The 17,472-nt window shown below is 47.0% G+C and carries 9 protein-coding genes, 2 tRNA genes, 2 rRNA genes and 1 pseudogene; 7 read left to right on the forward strand and 7 right to left on the reverse strand.

All coding sequences use genetic code 11. From position 1 onward, the window contains the following. Positions 1-28 precede the first annotated feature (28 nt). The 7 genes and pseudogenes from B9T16_RS08900 to B9T16_RS08930 all read right to left on the reverse strand — a co-directional run bounded on the left by B9T16_RS08900 (position 29) and on the right by B9T16_RS08930 (position 8,858). The gene (locus B9T16_RS08900; protein WP_410244578.1) at positions 29-637 is read right to left on the reverse strand and encodes a hypothetical protein; all 609 of its coding nucleotides are present in this window, start codon (positions 635-637) and stop codon (positions 29-31) included. Beyond that, complete coding sequence (locus B9T16_RS08905) at positions 637-2,037, reverse strand: AAA family ATPase (RefSeq protein ID WP_410244579.1); 1,401 nt, start codon at positions 2,035-2,037, stop codon at positions 637-639. Before B9T16_RS08905 ends, B9T16_RS08900 begins: the two co-directional genes overlap by 1 nt. A 187-nt stretch (positions 2,038-2,224) precedes the next feature. Further along, on the reverse strand, positions 2,225-4,951 hold the full coding sequence (locus B9T16_RS08910; RefSeq protein ID WP_410244580.1) for a valine--tRNA ligase: 2,727 nt from the start codon (positions 4,949-4,951) through the stop codon (positions 2,225-2,227). A 272-nt stretch (positions 4,952-5,223) separates the two neighbouring features. After that, positions 5,224-6,522, reverse strand: coding sequence for a glutamyl-tRNA reductase (locus tag B9T16_RS08915; RefSeq protein WP_410244581.1), 1,299 nt, complete (start codon positions 6,520-6,522; stop codon positions 5,224-5,226). Positions 6,523-6,657: 135 nt separating this feature from the next. Further along, positions 6,658-7,695, reverse strand: coding sequence for a class II fructose-bisphosphatase (glpX, locus tag B9T16_RS08920; RefSeq protein WP_410244582.1), 1,038 nt, complete (start codon positions 7,693-7,695; stop codon positions 6,658-6,660). Between the two features lie 196 nt (positions 7,696-7,891). Continuing rightward, positions 7,892-8,649, reverse strand: a pseudogene (locus B9T16_RS08925) (zinc ribbon domain-containing protein). 86 nt (positions 8,650-8,735) lie between these two features. Further along, on the reverse strand, positions 8,736-8,858 hold the full coding sequence (locus tag B9T16_RS08930; RefSeq protein WP_286131363.1) for a hypothetical protein: 123 nt from the start codon (positions 8,856-8,858) through the stop codon (positions 8,736-8,738). 60 nt (positions 8,859-8,918) lie between these two features. Between B9T16_RS08930 and B9T16_RS08935 the strand changes: the two genes are divergently transcribed. The 7 genes from B9T16_RS08935 (at position 8,919) to B9T16_RS08965 (ending at position 17,355) form a co-directional block, all read left to right on the forward strand. Then, positions 8,919-9,248, forward strand: coding sequence for a thioredoxin family protein (locus tag B9T16_RS08935; RefSeq protein WP_317270549.1), 330 nt, complete (start codon positions 8,919-8,921; stop codon positions 9,246-9,248). Positions 9,249-9,296: 48 nt separating this feature from the next. Then, the gene (locus B9T16_RS08940; RefSeq protein WP_410244583.1) at positions 9,297-10,496 is read left to right on the forward strand and encodes an LL-diaminopimelate aminotransferase; all 1,200 of its coding nucleotides are present in this window, start codon (positions 9,297-9,299) and stop codon (positions 10,494-10,496) included. 492 nt (positions 10,497-10,988) lie between these two features. Continuing rightward, a complete protein-coding gene (locus B9T16_RS08945) occupies positions 10,989-11,879 on the forward strand; it encodes an NF038130 family PEP-CTERM protein (protein ID WP_410244584.1) in 891 nt (296 codons plus the stop codon). A gap of 627 nt (positions 11,880-12,506) precedes the next feature. After that, positions 12,507-13,995: ribosomal RNA gene (locus tag B9T16_RS08950) — 16S ribosomal RNA — on the forward strand. A gap of 114 nt (positions 13,996-14,109) precedes the next feature. Continuing rightward, positions 14,110-14,183: transfer RNA gene (locus B9T16_RS08955), tRNA-Ile, on the forward strand. Between the two features lie 15 nt (positions 14,184-14,198). Further along, positions 14,199-14,271, forward strand: a tRNA-Ala gene (locus B9T16_RS08960). 201 nt (positions 14,272-14,472) lie between these two features. Next, positions 14,473-17,355 (forward strand): 23S ribosomal RNA (locus tag B9T16_RS08965). Together the 16S and 23S rRNA genes with 2 tRNA genes alongside form the textbook arrangement of a ribosomal RNA operon. Positions 17,356-17,472 lie beyond the last annotated feature (117 nt).

Raw genomic sequence — 17,472 nt, forward strand, 5'->3', positions numbered from 1 at the left:
ACTGGTATTGAGGCGATCGCATCTCAAATCATGCTTTTTCTAAGAAAACTCGGAAATAAATTTCTTTCTGATGCTTAACTGATAAATAGTGCTTCGGTATTTCTTCTATATTGTCACCGTCTATTTTAAGGGACTTCACCAGATTTTCTCGTTTGAATTGTGATGAACGTTTATTCAAATTACCTGGCATGGGTATATTTTTAATCACCACAAATTTAATATCATAATCCTTGAGAAAATCAGGCTTTCCCCAAAAAACTTGCCCGATTTTTTGCAAATATTTAAATAGACAAAAACCACCTTTAAGTTGTTTAATAATATCTTGATTATCTGGGTTGCCTCGCTTGAGTTCTAAAAAAATAGCTGTTTTTTGTGATTTAATGTTAACCAAAATGATATAATCTGAACGTTTGCATTCTCCTTGTAATCCTTGAAGAAATCCTACTGGTGGTGCAAACTTATCGGATTTAATAATGAAAAATTTTGGTGGAAATCCCTTGATTTTAATGGAATATTTAACATCTTGATCTGCTTCATTCAGGATTACTTCTCGGCTGTCATAAGGTAGAGCGATCGCTTTAATTTGTGCTGATTCATCAATTAACTCTGACAGAATTTTATAATCTCTCTTCCACACTAGAACTCTTCTCCCCAAACGATCGCTTCTTGAATTTTATTCATGGCTTCAATCGCAGTGTCAAAGCTGGAAATTTCTATACCTAAATCTGGTGTAATCTTGGCAGCCGTTAAGGTTGGGCAGCGACTTCGCCTCGATTTACCAGATAATTGAACAAGGGCTTCTTCCGCGATATAAACTCTAACACGACTAGCATCGAGAATTTCATCTTGTTGATAGCCTTCTTGTTGAGCGATTTTCTGAATGTGGGGTTTATCGGAATTAAGCATAATCAGGGTGTTCAATTCCTTGACAATATAATCACTGTGAGTCGTAATCAATACTTTGATGCCACTGTTAATCAACCGAGCAATTAAACGAGCGATTCGACGTTGGTTTTCCGGGTCCAAATTTAGTTCGGGTTCATCAATAATTAGTAATTGACCGATTTCGGCAATATGTTTTAAATAAAAGTTAATATCCAGTAAAGAACGAACTGCGCTAGAACTTTCGTCCATAGTTAACTGAGCTTTTTTATTACCCGTAGGAATATAATAGAGTTCATCATTTTTGGTCACCACATAACGACCGCCAATAATATCATCAAAATCATCCAAAATACCAGGATTGATTTCGCTTAAATCACTGCTGCGTTTAGATATTCCCTCTAAATTACGCAGAAACTCAACATTTTTATGAATCGGCAACGCATAATCTCCATACCCCTTAGAAAGCAGCAGTTGAAACCTATCTTTTTCCCCTTCAACTTGGCTCAGTTCATCTAGGAGGCGATTACGGGCAAAATTGAGTTCTTTCCGAAAAATAGCCGCACCTGTTCTTTCCGCACTCGCGATAAAAGGACGCGGAAAAAATCGAGAAAACAGGATATTTTTAATCGAATCACTAATAATTTTATTGATGATTTGTCGAGGAAAATTCAGATTTTCCTTTGTGGCTAGGAGTGTAACCGTCAATTCTGGGCTATTTACAGGTTTGATTAGTGAAAAGATTTGCTGATCAGAACCTCTGGCTCCTATATTGGTTTCATAGCCATCATCAAAAAAATCTCTATTTAAATCTAAAAAAACTTCAAAGGTTGTCTGGGCGAACCTGGCTCCGTTTGTCCCAAAGATTTCCCCCAGACTGTCTGCGTAGGCTTGGGAGGCTTGGGATAGGATTTTTTCTGGGGAATCAATATCAGTTAGGAGGTTGATCGTCGCCAATCCTTGATTTAAAATCTGGTCAATAATATCATTGGCAATTTCCACCTCAAAGCCATCTCTCCATGTTGCTAAAAATCCAAACAAAGCATAGGTCACATAAGTTTTACCAGAGTTATTTTGCCCACAAATAATCGTTAGATCTCCTAATTCTAGTTGAGCTTGTTTGATAACACCTAAATTTTGAAACTTGATTTTCATGAATAATTTAAGTGTGAGAGTTTTAGATTTTTATGACTCTGCTATGGTACGGGTCTTGGGAGTCTCAGCCTCCGGGATTGCATCTGTTAACAATCCTTGGAAATCCAAAATACTTTGCCAGTATATATTAGTTAAACTTAACCCAGATGATGGTAAGTGGGGAAAATTCCCCACAGTTAGGAAAACCCTAAAAACCACTCAAACGGCTTTGGAGAATTTCCGCTTGTTTCTCAGCTTCCGCTAAAGCATCTCGCGCACCCTGTACAACCTGGGGGTCAGCTTTATCGACAAAATTACGATTACTTAAACGCTTGGTATAGCTATCAATTTCCTTCTGAATTTTTGCCAATTTCTTCTCGGTCCGCTGCTTCAAGGCTTCTAAATCAACCACCCCAGCCAAAGGAATTAAGGCCTGAATAGTACCCACCACCCCGGCGATAGTTTGACCTTCATTTCCCGTTAATGCTTCTGTAATCACCAAGTTATCCACCCCAGCAATTTTATTAATATAGACCTCTCCCCGCTGCAAAATCTCCCTTTCTTTGGCATTTTCACTTTGCAGAATAGCGGTAACTTTGACTTTGGGTTTAATATCAGCGTCAGCGCGCAAATTTCGGAGAGTGCGAATTGTGCCGATAATTAAATCAAAATCGGTTTCTAAGTCGGAACTGATCATCTGTTCTTGCAATACTGGATAAGTCTGCACCGCCAAACAATCTTGTTCCCCAGTTTGGGTTAAAGTATGCCAAATTTCCTCGGTAATGTGTGGCATAAAAGGATGTAATAGCTTTAAAATGCCTTCTAAAATATTGGCGAGTACCTGCTGGGCTACTTTCTGAGAAACGCCGCCATCTCCCTGTAAACGATACTTGGCTAACTCAATATACCAGTCGCAAAAATCACCCCAAATAAACTCATATAAGCCTTTAGCTGCTTCCCCTAAACTGTAAGCATTCATATAATCACAAGTTTGCTTGACAGTTTGGTTAAACCGAGACAAAATCCAGCGATCGCTTAATTCCAACTCCTCCAAATTAGGTGTTCCCAATTGTGCCGGAGTTTGTCCTTTCAGGTTCATCAACACAAACCGGGCGGCATTCCAGAGTTTATTAGTAAAATTCCGAGAAGCCTCCACCGACGGCGACTCATCCTTGCTGCGGTCATACTCCAAACGGATATCCTGTCCGGCACCTATCACTTCCCGCATTAAAGTATAACGCAGGGCATCAGTCCCATACTTCTCAATCAACAATAAAGGGTCGATGCCATTTCCGGCTGATTTAGACATTTTTTTGCCATTTTCATCTAGGATTAACCCATGGATATAAACCGTTTGAAAAGGCATCTGGTCGGTAAAATATCCCCCCATCATTGTCATTCTAGCTACCCAGAAGAAGATGATATCAAACCCGGTAGACAGAGTATTCGTCGGGTAATAGGTTTGCAAATCTGCCGTTTTTTCCGGCCATCCCAAAGTCGAAAACGGCCACAAACCAGAGGAAAACCAGGTATCGAGAACATCAGGATCTTGCTGAAGTTTTACCCCTTCTCCAAAGGAAGCGATCGCTTTTTCCTGGGCTTCTGCTGCTGTCCGCGCCACAATAAACGGAGTATTATCAGTAATTTCTCCCCCAGTTTCACTAACCGCATACCAAGCCGGAATTTGATGTCCCCACCACAGTTGACGAGAAATGCACCAATCTTCTAATTTCACCAACCAGTCACGATAGACTTTTTGCCATCTTTGGGGGACAAAATTAGGGCTATGGTCATTATCCAAACATACCAAAGCCCCATCAGCCAACGGTCTAATCTTGACAAACCACTGAGTAGATAATAGCGGTTCAACCGGAACTTTTCCGCGATCGCTATAAGGTACAGAATGGCTATAGTCTTCGATTTTCACCAAAAACCCTTCCGCTTCCAAACGTTTCACCACATTTTGGCGCGCCACAAACCTATCTTGTCCGACAAACTCTCCCCCATTCTCATTCAAAGAACCATTTTTATTTAGAATATTAATCATCGGCAAATTATGCCTTTTACCCATCTCAAAATCATTGGGGTCATGGGCGGGAGTAACCTTAACGCAGCCCGTCCCAAATTCTGGATCAACTAACTCATCACCAATAATAGGAATTTCCCTATTCATAATTGGTAAAGTCAGAGTTTTCCCAATCAAATTTTGATAGCGTTTATCATTAGGATTAACCGCCACAGCCGTATCACCTAACATGGTTTCTGGGCGAGTAGTCGCCACTTCCACAAACCCACTACCATCACTCAGAGGGTAGCGAAAATGCCATAACTTGCCATTAACTTCCTTATTTTCCACTTCCAGATCCGACACCGCCGACTCACTGGCGGGACACCAATTAACCAGATATTCCCCACGATAAATTAAGCCATCTTCATATAAACGCACAAACGCTTCAATTACCGCTTTTGATAATCCTTCATCCAGCGTAAACCGTTCACGAGTCCAGTCACAGGACACCCCCAAACGTCGCAATTGATTAACAATTTTACCACCCGACTCTTGTTTCCACTGCCAAGCCCGGTCTAAAAACTTATCCCTTCCCAAATCATAGCGAGTTTTACCTTCTTCTCGCAATTGTCGTTCTAAAATAGTCTGTACTGCTATACTAGCGTGGTCAGTTCCCGGCAAATATAGCGTATTATAACCACGCATCCGATGATAGCGAATTAACGCATCAATCAAAGAATTATTGAAAGCGTGACCCATGTGCAGGCTTCCCGTCACGTTCGGAGGCGGAATCATGATACAGTAGGGTTCACCGGGATGGTTAGGGTCTGCTTTAAAGACCTGCTTCTGTTCCCAGTATTGCTGCCATTTGGCTTCAGTGGAGAAAGGGTCGTATTGGGGTGCTAGGGTGGGAATAGTTGCAGTCATAGCAGATTATATCGACAGTTTAAGCTGATTGCTCGTTCCTAAATATTTTGCCACATCAAGGCTTAAATTACAGTAGATGATTAGATTATTAGTTATCGTCGCGCTTCGCCGTCATCCTAGCCACTACCATATCGCCATGGGAAGTATCTTAACCGCCTTCCCAATCCTATTCAGCCCCGCCTACCTGCTTTTCCTCTCCTCTTGTCTTGGCAGCCCAGACCCACCCCGAACCCCCTTAATGGAGGATGGGGGGGACTGGTAATCTTGAGAGTCTAACTGTACTGTTGACCAGATACTGCTTCTGGGTCAAGGTTAAACAGAGTTTGCAGAGTTTGCATAGCCCGCCGGCGGGCTTCAATATCCTGCTGCGATCGCAATTGTACCATAGGATCATGAAGGATTTTATTGACAATACCCCTAGTCAGGGCTTCAATCACCTCCTGATGCTTTTCCGCAAATTCCGATCCCAAACGAGATAACGCTTTTTCCAGTTCCTGTTCTCTAATCCCTTCAATCTTATCGCGCAGACAGTTAATCGTCGGGACTGTTTCCAAACTCCGCCACCAGACATCAAAGGCTTCCACCTCTTCTTCAAGAAGAACCTCCGCCTCCAGAGCCATTCTCCGGCGGCTTTCATAGTTTTGGGCTACCACCGCCTTTAAGTCATCCACATTAAACGCCTTAATTCCTGGTAACTCCGTGACATCAGCCGCCACATTGCGAGGAACAGAAATATCAACCAACATTAGAGACTGGTTAGGGGCTAAAGTCTCCTCTAATTTAGCTCTATCTAAAATCGGTTCCGTCGCACCTGTGCTAGTAAAGACGATATCGGAATTAGCCACAACAGCCATCATTTCCGACAGAGGACACAAGTTCAAATCCGCCTCTCTAAATTGACCCGCCAACTCTTGCGATCGCTTCAACGAACGATTTATAATAGAGATGTGGTTAGCCCCCTTAGAGAGCAGATGTTGTACCAATAGGCGAGACATTTTACCCGCCCCAACAATAGCCACTCGGTAATCAGACAGATCCTCCACTTTCATCTGCACCAATTCCACAGCCGCAGAACTAATAGAAACCGCCCCCGTACCAATGCTAGTTTCTGTCCGCACCCGTTTCCCAGCCGTCAACGCTTGTTTAAATAAACGATTGAGAATGCGCCCTATTCCCTTGTATTGCTGACCCAACTTGTGAGTTTGCTTAACTTGGGCGAGGATCTGTCCTTCTCCCAGAACCAAACTATCCAATCCCGCCGCCACTCGCATTAGGTGCATAATCGCATCATCATGGAGAAGCGTAAATAGATGGGGACGCAGTTCAGTCAGGGTTAGTTGACTCGACTCCGACAGAAATTGGGTTACTTCCCTAATTCCCGGTTGAGCCTCAACTGTGACCAAATAGATTTCCAAGCGATTACAGGTACTAAGAATCGCCACCTCTTCCAAATGAGGATAGCTCAACAAACTGGCGATCGCCCCTTCTATCTGAGGTTCTGGAATACTGAGTTTTTCACGGACGTTAACTGGAGCCGTTTTGTGACTAAGACCTACGACTGCAATATTCATAAAACGGTTTAGTGTTTCGGTTTTTTTATTAGTGTATGGGATCAGGTCGAAGCCATCTCCGGTGTTTCTGCTGTCAACTCACATCAATTCACCAAAATCTGTGCAATTTCCCTGATCCCGTTTCCACTGGGGAAACTAGCGAAGCTGAATATTTTTCGGCTTCTCAAACATATGGATAGTATCTACAAAGCGAGCTGTTTTCGACTGAGACGAAATTACCAAGCTCTGAGTCCGAGCCCCACCACCGAAGAAGCGAACCCCCTCCATCAGAGTACCAGAAGTAATACCACAGGCAGCAAATAGAACAGTTCTGCCGTTAGCCAGTTCTTCCGCATTATAGACCTTATCAGGATTTTCAATCCCCATGTCTTTCAAGCGAGCGATGTTGCTTTCCTTGCTTTCCCCGATCAGACCAGTCTTGACAACTTCTGGGTCATAGATCAATTGTCCTTGGAAGTGACCTCCCAGACAGCGCATAGCCGCAGCCGAAATCACCCCTTCAGGAGCCGCACCAATACCCATCAGAGCATGAATATTAGTTCCAGAGAAAGCACAGGAGATAGCTGCAGACACATCCCCATCACTAATCAGACGAACCCTAGCACCAGCTTCCCGAATTTCCTTAATCAGTTCCTTGTGGCGGGGGCGATCCATAACCACAACCACTAATTCCTCAACCGCGCGACCCATGCAGTCCGAGATAATCTGGAGGTTTTCTGTAGCTGATTTGTTAAGATCAACATGACCACGAGCTACCGGAGGGGCTGCTAGTTTCTTCATGTAGAAATCAGGAGCCGCAAAAAGTCCCCCCTTCTCAGAAATAGCCAGCACAGCCATCGAGCCATTTTGACCGTAGGCTACCAGGTTAGTTCCTTCGCAGGGGTCAACCGCGATGTCAATTTCTACCAATTCTTCTGGGTTACAAAATGCCCCCGCATTTTCCTGGGTGCAGATACCTACCTCTTCACCAATGTAGAGCATAGGAGCCTCATCGCGCTCCCCTTCACCGATGACGATACGACCGCGCATATGAATTTGATTCATCCGTTGGCGCATGGCTTCCACAGCCACATGGTCGGCGGTATTTTTTTCGCCTTTACCCATCCATCGAGCCGAAGCGATCGCCGCTTGCTCGACTACCTCAATAATCTCTAAACCAATAGCGTTATCCACGAGTTTTATCCTCCCAACATCTGAGATTGCCTGATTGTAAGGGTGGGTTCAGTAAACAGCCTCGATTTGCACGCCCGTTATTCGTGAACCCGTCCCTAAGCACTCCCAGTGTTCAAGTCTATCAGGTTATTGAGAGCCTATATGCAGGGAATTGAAATCCTCTTAATAATCTTAACAAATCTTGACACTCCCCTGCCTAAAGGCGAGGGGATTCTTCATTCATAGACCCAACTTGCTTTGACAGGATTGCTCCAGCCCGAGTAATGGTCGAATCTCCTGAAGCGTTCGGGTATAAGACCCTTCGCGCTTGCCCTAGCGTACACAAGGCTGACTTTGCTGCGCAACGCTGCGCGAACAGGATGTTGAGCGCAGCACTCCCATCCCGATCCAAGTTTAACCCACATTGACAAACATGAGTTCGAGTGGATAGGGCTTTTTTGACCACTGCACCACAGTTAGAGCATTCTTGGGAAGTATAAGCCGGGTTAACCGCAACCGTCACCTTGCCAAACTTCACCCCAAAATACTCTAGCTTCCTGAACTGATACCAACTTGCATCATTAATCGACGGGAATGGTGATTTGATTACGAGTTTCTGATAACTTCCAACCACAAGTTGTGTATTCAACTGAACGGCTGTTCTTTTTGAACTTGGGAAAACCTTTCTTTCCTCGAATGGCTTTCCGGCAGTTCTCGTAGAACCTCCTTATTGCCGAATATGCTCTTTCAATGGACGCTTGACAGGCGCTGGAGTTTAAGTTTTTAGCAAAAGGAAATTCATCTCGAGCGTGTTTTGCCCTAGACCATACAAATTATTCTGTCCAATTCCTGAATTATCCATCCAGAAACCGATCGCTTTATTTATTGCCGATGAACTGAGCAGTTCGGATCGCCTCATCAATGGTAATGCACGTGATTTGACTTCCCTTTGGCTTTAAACTCCAGTACAATCATTTATATGGGACAACACGCCTAAGCCTAATAGTATAACATAAAAAGCCGTCCTACAAGGCTTGTTGAGCAAAGCCGAAGCGACCGGGCTAGTGACCCAGGATCTTTGGTAAATCACCCTCCGCCGACTCTCCCACCCTTCTGTCCCCCTCAAAAGTTAAATTTTGTTGCATTTGGGCGATCGCACCCCCATTCAGGACTGCCCTCGTCACAATTTTGCACTATGGTAATCTAATTAGTGATCAGGAAGTCGTACTAGCCGAGCAGCTTTAATGAGTAGCAACGTCATTGTCATTCAAGACTCCCAATTTGAAACCGAAGTCCTAGGTAATACTGGACAGCCGACTTTAGCCTACTTCTGGGCTGGCTGGTGTGGCCCTTGTCGTTTGGTTTCCCCCTCCGTCGAAGCTGTAGCAAATACTTACAGCGATCGCCTAAAAGTAGTTAAACTAGAAATCGACCCCAACCCCCAAGCAGTTAAACTCTGTCAAGTGGAAGGAGTCCCAGCCTTGAGACTATTTAGGGGCGGAGAAATTATCGCCTCCTTTGAGGGAGCAATTACCAAAGACAAACTAATTGAGTGGATTAACCCTCACCTGTAGAATCTGTAAATCTCTTATTGAGTCCCGTTTGCGTCGGAGTTGAATGCTATGCAATTTTCTAAGCGACTAGAACCTCTACGGTCTAATGTATTTGCTGATATGGATCGAGCCAAAGCCAAAGCCTTGGCGGCGGGACAAGATCTGATTGACTTGTCTTTGGGTTCTTCTGATGTACCTGTGGCTAATCACATTATCGATCGCATTCGGGACTCCCTCGACGATACTACAACCCACGGTTACGCTTTATTCCGCAATACTAAGGATTTTCGAGATGCCGCCGCTCACTGGTACACCCAAAAGTATGGCGTGCCAGTTGACCCGGAAACCGAAGTTCTCCAACTCATAGGCTGTCAGGAAGGAACAGGACATCTGCCTTTAGCTATTCTTGACCCCGGAGATTTTGCCCTATTACAAGATCCGGGCTATCCTTCCCACGCCGGCGGAGTATATATAGCTGGCGGACAAATTTACCCCATGACCATGTTGGCTGAAAATGGTTTCCTGCCCAAGTTTGAGGAAATTCCCCAAGCCGTATTGTCTCAAGCCAAAATGATGGTCTTGAGTTATCCCCATAATCCCACAACGGCGATCGCTCCCTTATCATTTTTTCAGGAAGCCGTAGCCTTCTGTCAAAAACATGATCTCGTCCTGGTTCATGATTTCCCCTACGGGGATTTTGTCTTCCCAGAAGGCAATGCCGTCAATAATGATGCCATTGCCCCCTCTATCTTGCAAGCAGACCCCCAGAAAACAGTCTCCATAGAGTTTTTTACCTTTTCCAAGTCCTATAATATGGGGGGCTTCCGTATCGGTTTCGCCGTCGGAAATCCTCAATTGATTCTCGCTCTGCGACAAGTTAAGGCGGCGATCGACTTTAATCAGTATCGTGGCATTCTTAATGGTGCGATCGCTGCTTTAACCGGCCCCCAGGAATTAATTAGCTACACCGTTGATACCTTCCGAGAGCGGCGCGATGTCTTTGTTAAAGCCCTCCATGACATCGGTTGGGATGTACCTACCCCCATAGCCACCCTCTACATTTGGGCAAAACTCCCCCACCCTTGGACTCAAGATTCTATCGGCTTCTGCGCCCAATTAGTCCAACAAACTGGCGTCGCCGTATCTCCCGGCGTTGGCTTTGGTAAATCCGGCGAAGGATATGTCCGCTTTGCTCTCGTCCATCCCCCAGAAGTCTTAAAAGTCGCCGTAGACCGGATTGCCCAATTCTTGCAGTCCCACCAGCCCTAAACCAGCTAACACCTAACTTACTACAACTAATGATAGGGGCCGGTTCTCGACAATTCCCAGCACTACTCTGGGTTTCATCGAGTCCGGCCCCCTTTAAATATACCGATCAATCTCTTAAACATCACCCCCAAAAAACTGTAATTTTCCGTAGAAATACGGAGTATTTTTAACCATCATCAGACCAATCTTAGACACCATCAAATTTGCCGATAACTTTATATAAAATCACCATAACTTTACAGAACCTTTATAGACTTTTCCCAGACCGTCAACTATAATGAACACAGAGTCAAAAAACAGCAGGCGTTAAATTTATGTCTATATTAAAGACTCTGCGCCCTAACTTAAAAGCGCGAAACCGATGAAAAAAGCGGTGTCATCTACGAAAAACTAATAATAATTAAACAAAATCCCTTTTCAGGTAAAGCTGATTACAGCTTCCCCAAAAGGACTAACTCAACCCTCAACTATTAACTTTAGGAGACTTCAATCATGGCTGGACTTATCAACAAATTCTTAGTTAGTGCCTCCCTTGCCGCCGGTATGACCGCAATAGTCGCCGCTCCTGTCCTAGCCCAAAACTTCAGAATTGAAGGTAACGACTATATCCTCTACGATGCCCGAGACACTACTGGTGACGGTTTAGTTGACCAAACCTATGCAAACCCTTCTGCAAACATCGACGACATTTTGCGCCAGCTAGACGGAACTCCCGGCGGTAACATTGAATTGTTCTCCAGCAGTCACATTAATGATCAAAGTATGTATGGGTGGGACTATAACTCATCTTTCTATGGTGGTGCAAGGACCAGCCTGATTGGTGAAGTTAACGGTCAAACCCTGACTATCAGTAGTCTCAACGCCTTCGACTGGTTCACAACTGCTGATGGTAATTTCACGAACCAATATGGCTCTGACAACTTAGCTAACCGCTGGTTTGGTGAGTTATTGGACAACTACCAACCTGATTTAGGAAGAATCGGTAGAAGAAATGCCTTTAATTCGTTTTTCGGTATGTATGGTTTTGAACGCGCCAGCGACCCCAACATCTCCTACATCAACAGTAACAGCAACGGCATTGAAATCGGTTTAGCCGGACATATGGACTTAGGTAATGTCTACGGAAGCTGGTTTGCAGGTTGGCAGGCTAGTGAAATTCTCAGGTATGAATATAACGGAGTAGTTGATTATCTGTGGAGTTTCAGTGCTACTGCTACTGGACTAACTGAGTACACTGATGGAACTTCCCACAACGGCCTTTACAAAGTCTACATTCCTACAGGTGACGTGCCTTCTGTTCCTGAACCTTCCACTATGTTAGGTCTGATGGCTGTTGGCGGTTTGTTTGCAGCCTCTTCCCGCAAGTCTCGGAAAAATAGCTAATTAGCTTCCTGTTAGCTACAACTAGCATCCATATCATTATTTACAACCAGCCCGGTGGTAGAGAGTTGACTTCGATCAGAGTCTTTTTCTCTACCACTTGGGCTTTTTACTTGTCTGTATCCTCGGGAAGTCACTATTCTCGTCTGTCACTACCTCCCTCCCTCTCTATATATATGAGTCACCCGTCCAATAATATAGCCCCTGGTTATGTGGCCCATTCGATCCGAGACTATCAGCCAACCAACCAGCCCCACGTACCCTTGTCCCTAGTTATCCGCTCCGCCACCTTCAACTCTCCCTGATTCCCAAAATTTTTTTTCAGCCCAAACCCTTGTCGCGTAGGGGTTTTCAGGCAGTCATCAAAAAAAGTCAAAAAAATTTCCCCAAAAGGGTTGACAAACCTAGTTAGGTAATATACATTGGTAAATGCGCTCGAAGGGAAGGCAACGAACCGGAACGCGCCCGAACCTAGAAAAACTAATAGTTTGAAAGCTTAATGACCACCCCAGGTCAATGAATTTATTGGCTACTACTCAGGTAACTCTGAGAGTTAGCCACAGTATAAGCCAGGAGTTCAGAAAAAGCAAGCTGAACTCATGAAATCCAAAAGTTGGTCGAAAGACTGACAACACGGAGAGTTTGATCCTGGCTCAGGATGAACGCTGGCGGTCTGCTTAACACATGCAAGTCGAACGGGCTCTTCGGAGCTAGTGGCGGACGGGTGAGTAACACGTGAGAATCTGGCTCCCGGTCGGGGACAACAGAGGGAAACTTCTGCTAATCCCGGATGAGCCGAAAGGTAAAAGATTTATCGCCGGGAGATGAGCTCGCGTCTGATTAGCTAGTTGGTGAGGTAAAGGCTCACCAAGGCGACGATCAGTAGCTGGTCTGAGAGGATGATCAGCCACACTGGGACTGAGACACGGCCCAGACTCCTACGGGAGGCAGCAGTGGGGAATTTTCCGCAATGGGCGCAAGCCTGACGGAGCAAGACCGCGTGGGGGAGGAAGGCTCTTGGGTTGTAAACCCCTTTTCTCAAGGAAGAACACAATGACGGTACTTGAGGAATAAGCCTCGGCTAACTCCGTGCCAGCAGCCGCGGTAATACGGAGGAGGCAAGCGTTATCCGGAATGATTGGGCGTAAAGCGTCCGTAGGTGGCAGTTCAAGTCTGCTGTCAAAGACAGTAGCTCAACTACTGAAAGGCAGTGGAAACTGAACAGCTAGAGTACGGTAGGGGCAGAGGGAATTCCCGGTGTAGCGGTGAAATGCGTAGATATCGGGAAGAACACCGGTGGCGAAAGCGCTCTGCTGGGCCGTAACTGACACTGAGGGACGAAAGCTAGGGGAGCGAATGGGATTAGATACCCCAGTAGTCCTAGCCGTAAACGATGGAAACTAGGTGTAGCCTGTATCGACCCGGGCTGTGCCGAAGCTAACGCGTTAAGTTTCCCGCCTGGGGAGTACGCACGCAAGTGTGAAACTCAAAGGAATTGACGGGGGCCCGCACAAGCGGTGGAGTATGTGGTTTAATTCGATGCAACGCGAAGAACCTTACCAGGGCTTGACATGTCCGGAATCTTGGTGAAAGCCGAGAGTGCCTTCGGGAGCCGGAACACAGGTGGTGCATGGCTGTCGTCAGCTCGTGTCGTGAGATGTTGGGTTAAGTCCCGCAACGAGCGCAACCCTCGTCCTTAGTTGCCATCATTCAGTTGGGCACTTTAGGGAGACTGCCGGTGACAAACCGGAGGAAGGTGGGGATGACGTCAAGTCATCATGCCCCTTACGTCCTGGGCTACACACGTACTACAATGGGGGGGACAAAGGGTAGCCAAGACGCGAGTCTGAGCCAATCCCGTAAACCTCTCCTCAGTTCAGATTGCAGGCTGCAACTCGCCTGCATGAAGGAGGAATCGCTAGTAATCGCAGGTCAGCATACTGCGGTGAATCCGTTCCCGGGCCTTGTACACACCGCCCGTCACACCATGGAAGTTAGCCACGCCCGAAGTCGTTACTCTAACCGTTCGCGGAGGAGGATGCCGAAGGCAGGGCTGATGACTGGGGTGAAGTCGTAACAAGGTAGCCGTACCGGAAGGTGTGGCTGGATCACCTCCTTTTTAGGGAGACCTACTTCGAGATATCGCGCCTTAACAACTATAGCCGTGTCTTGAGGTCATCCTTAGGTCGGATGGGGCGGTCAGAGAGCTTTCAAACTTTAGGGTTCGTGTTATGGGCTATTAGCTCAGGTGGTTAGAGCGCACCCCTGATAAGGGTGAGGTCCCTGGTTCAAGTCCAGGATGGCCCACATCCACCCCAAACTGGGGGTATAGCTCAGTTGGTAGAGCGCTGCCTTTGCACGGCAGAAGTCAGCGGTTCGAGTCCGCTTACCTCCACTCTCCTTTGTGATGGTGCTAGTTGGGGTGAGATGAGATGAGGTTACCTCTGATAGATAATTTATCACTGTACAGCTCCTAAATCTTTAGATATTACTCTGAGATTGGATAGCTGGACATCTGTTCCAGTCAGAACCTTGAAAACTGCATAGAGAAAAGCATAATGGTGTAGGAAAACGTCGTAAAGACAATTCCAATGTAGGTCAAGCTACAAAGGGCTAACGGTGGATTCCTAGGCACACAGAGGCGATGAAGGACGTGGCGACCCACGAAAGGCTTCGGGGAGCAGGAAGCAAGCTTTGAGCCGAAGATGTCCGAATGGGGCAACCCATAAACAGCTCGCTGAATCCATAGGCGAGTATGAGCGAACCCGGTGAACTGAAACATCTTAGTAGCCGGAGGAAGAGAAAGCAATAGCGATTTCCCTAGTAGTGGTGAGCGAACGGGAAACAGCCTAAACCAATGGGATTTCCCGTTGGGGTTGTGGGACAGTCATCAGAGACCGCCGAGGCTAGACGAAGCAGTTGAATACTGCACCAGAGAAGGTGAAAGTCCTGTAGTCGAAAGCCAAAACGGCTCGACTGTATCCCGAGTAGCACGGAGCCCGTGAAATTCCGTGTGAATCCGCCTCGACCACGAGGTAAGGCTAAATACTCCTGTGTGACCGATAGAGAACCAGTACCGTGAGGGAAAGGTGAAAAGAACCCCGGAAGGGGAGTGAAATAGAACCTGAAACCGTTAGCCTACAAGCAGTGGGAGGACGATTTAACGTCTGACCGCGTGCCTGTTGAAGCATGAGCCGGCGAGTTACAAGTTATGGCAGGTTAAGACCCAATAGGTTGAAGCCCAAGCGAAAGCGAGTCTGAATAGGGCGTTACGTCATGATTTGTAGACCCGAACCCGGGTGATCTAACCATGTCCAGGATGAAGCTTGGGTAAAACCAAGTGGAGGTCCGAACCGACCGATGTTGAAAAATCGGCGGATGAGGTGTGGTTAGGGGTGAAATGCCAATCGAACCCGGAGCTAGCTGGTTCTCCCCGAAATGCGTTGAGGCGCAGCGGTTGAGGTTTAAACCTGGGGGTAAAGCACTGTTTCGGTGCGGGCTGCGAGAGCGGTACCAAATCGAGACAAACTCTGAATACCAGGGGTACACTCAACCAGTGAGACGGTGGGGGATAAGCTTCATCGTCAAGAGGGAAACAGCCCAGACCACCAGCTAAGGTCCCCAAATCACTACTAAGTGATAAAGGAGGTGGGAGTGCCCAGACAACCAGGAGGTTTGCCTAGAAGCAGCCATCCTTAAAAGAGTGCGTAATAGCTCACTGGTCAAGCGCTCCTGCGCCGAAAATGAACGGGGCTAAGTAGTGTACCGAAGCTGTGGAATAGGCAACTATTGGTAGGGGAGCGTTCTGTAGTAGTGTGAAGCACTAGCGGCAAGCAGGTGTGGACGAATCAGAAGTGAGAATGTCGGCTTAAGTAGCGAAAATGTGGGTGAGAATCCCACACCCCGAAACCCTAAGGGTTCCTCCGGACGGCTCGTCCGCGGAGGGTTAGTCAGGACCTAAGGCGAGGCTGAAAAGCGTAGTCGATGGACAACGGGTTAACATTCCCGTACCGTTTGCAGTTGATGAAGGGGGACGGAGTAGGTGTTCGTCATCCGGATGTTGGTTACCGGTGCAAGTGTTCGAGGTGTTGAGGTCTGGTGAAAACAGACTGAGCTGAGGCACGAGTCCGACCCGCTACGGCGGGGAAGTGATAGTCATCAGGCTTCCTAGAAAAGCCCTATACATCTTAAACTGTAAATGCCTGTACCCTAAACCGACACAGGTGGGGTGGTTGAGAATACTAAGGGGCGCGAGATAACTCTCTCTAAGGAACTCGGCAAAATGGCTCCGTAACTTCGGGAGAAGGAGTGCCTGCCGAAAGGTAGGTGGCACTGAAGAGGCCCAGGCGACTGTTTACCAAAAACACAGGTCTCCGCTAAGTCGCAAGACGATGTATGGGGGCTGACGCCTGCCCAGTGCCGGAAGGTTAAGGAAGTCGGTCAGGAGTAATCTGAAGCTGATGACCGAAGCCCCGGTGAACGGCGGCCGTAACTATAACGGTCCTAAGGTAGCGAAATTCCTTGTCGGGTAAGTTCCGACCCGCACGAAAGGCGTAACGATCTGGGCGCTGTCTCGGAGAGAGACTCGGCGAAATAGAATTGTCTGTGAAGATACGGACTACCTGCACCCGGACAGAAAGACCCTATGAAGCTTTACTGTAGCCTGGAATTGGGTTCGGGCTTCGCTTGCGCAGGATAGGTGGGAGGCTGTGAAGAATTCCTTGTGGGGGATTCTGAGCCATCGGTGAGATACCACTCTGGCGAGGCTAGAATTCTAACCTTTTCCCGTTATCCGGGAAAGAGACAGTTTCAGGGGGGCAGTTTGACTGGGGCGGTCGCCTCCTAAATGGTAACGGAGGCGCGCAAGGGTTCCCTCAGGCTGGTTGGAAATCAGCCGTAGAGTGCAAAGGCATAAGGGAGCTTGACTGCAAGACCTACAAGTCGAGCAGGGACGAAAGTCGGCCTTAGTGATCCGACGGTACTGCGTGGAAAGGCCGTCGCTCAACGGATAAAAGTTACTCTAGGGATAACAGGCTGATCTCCCCCAAGAGTTCACATCGACGGGGAGGTTTGGCACCTCGATGTCGGCTCATCGCAACCTGGGGCGGTAGTACGTCCCAAGGGTTGGGCTGTTCGCCCATTAAAGCGGTACGTGAGCTGGGTTCAGAACGTCGTGAGACAGTTCGGTCCATATCCGGTGCAGGCGTAAGAGCATTGAGAGGAGCCTTCCCTAGTACGAGAGGACCGGGAAGGACGCACCGCTGGTGTACCTGTTATCGTGCCAACGGTATACGCAGGGTAGCCATGTGCGGAGCGGATAACCGCTGAAAGCATCTAAGTGGGAAGCCCACCTCAAGATGAGTGCTCTCACTGGGTTAGCCAGGTAAGGTCACGGGAAGATTACCCGTTAATAGATGTCAGGTGGAAGTCCAGCAATGGATGTAGCCGAGGCACACTAACAGACCGAGGGCTTGACCTCTTTTACACTCGCTTTTTCTCTATGCAGCCTTTAGGGTTTTGCTTATACACTACAATTTAATCTTATTACTCTGCCTCTTTCTTTCGATTGAGGCTTTGTTTTTTGATAATCTGGTAT

The organism is Arthrospira sp. PCC 8006 (assembly GCF_046480465.1).
Lineage (GTDB): Bacteria > Cyanobacteriota > Cyanobacteriia > Cyanobacteriales > Microcoleaceae > Limnospira > Limnospira platensis.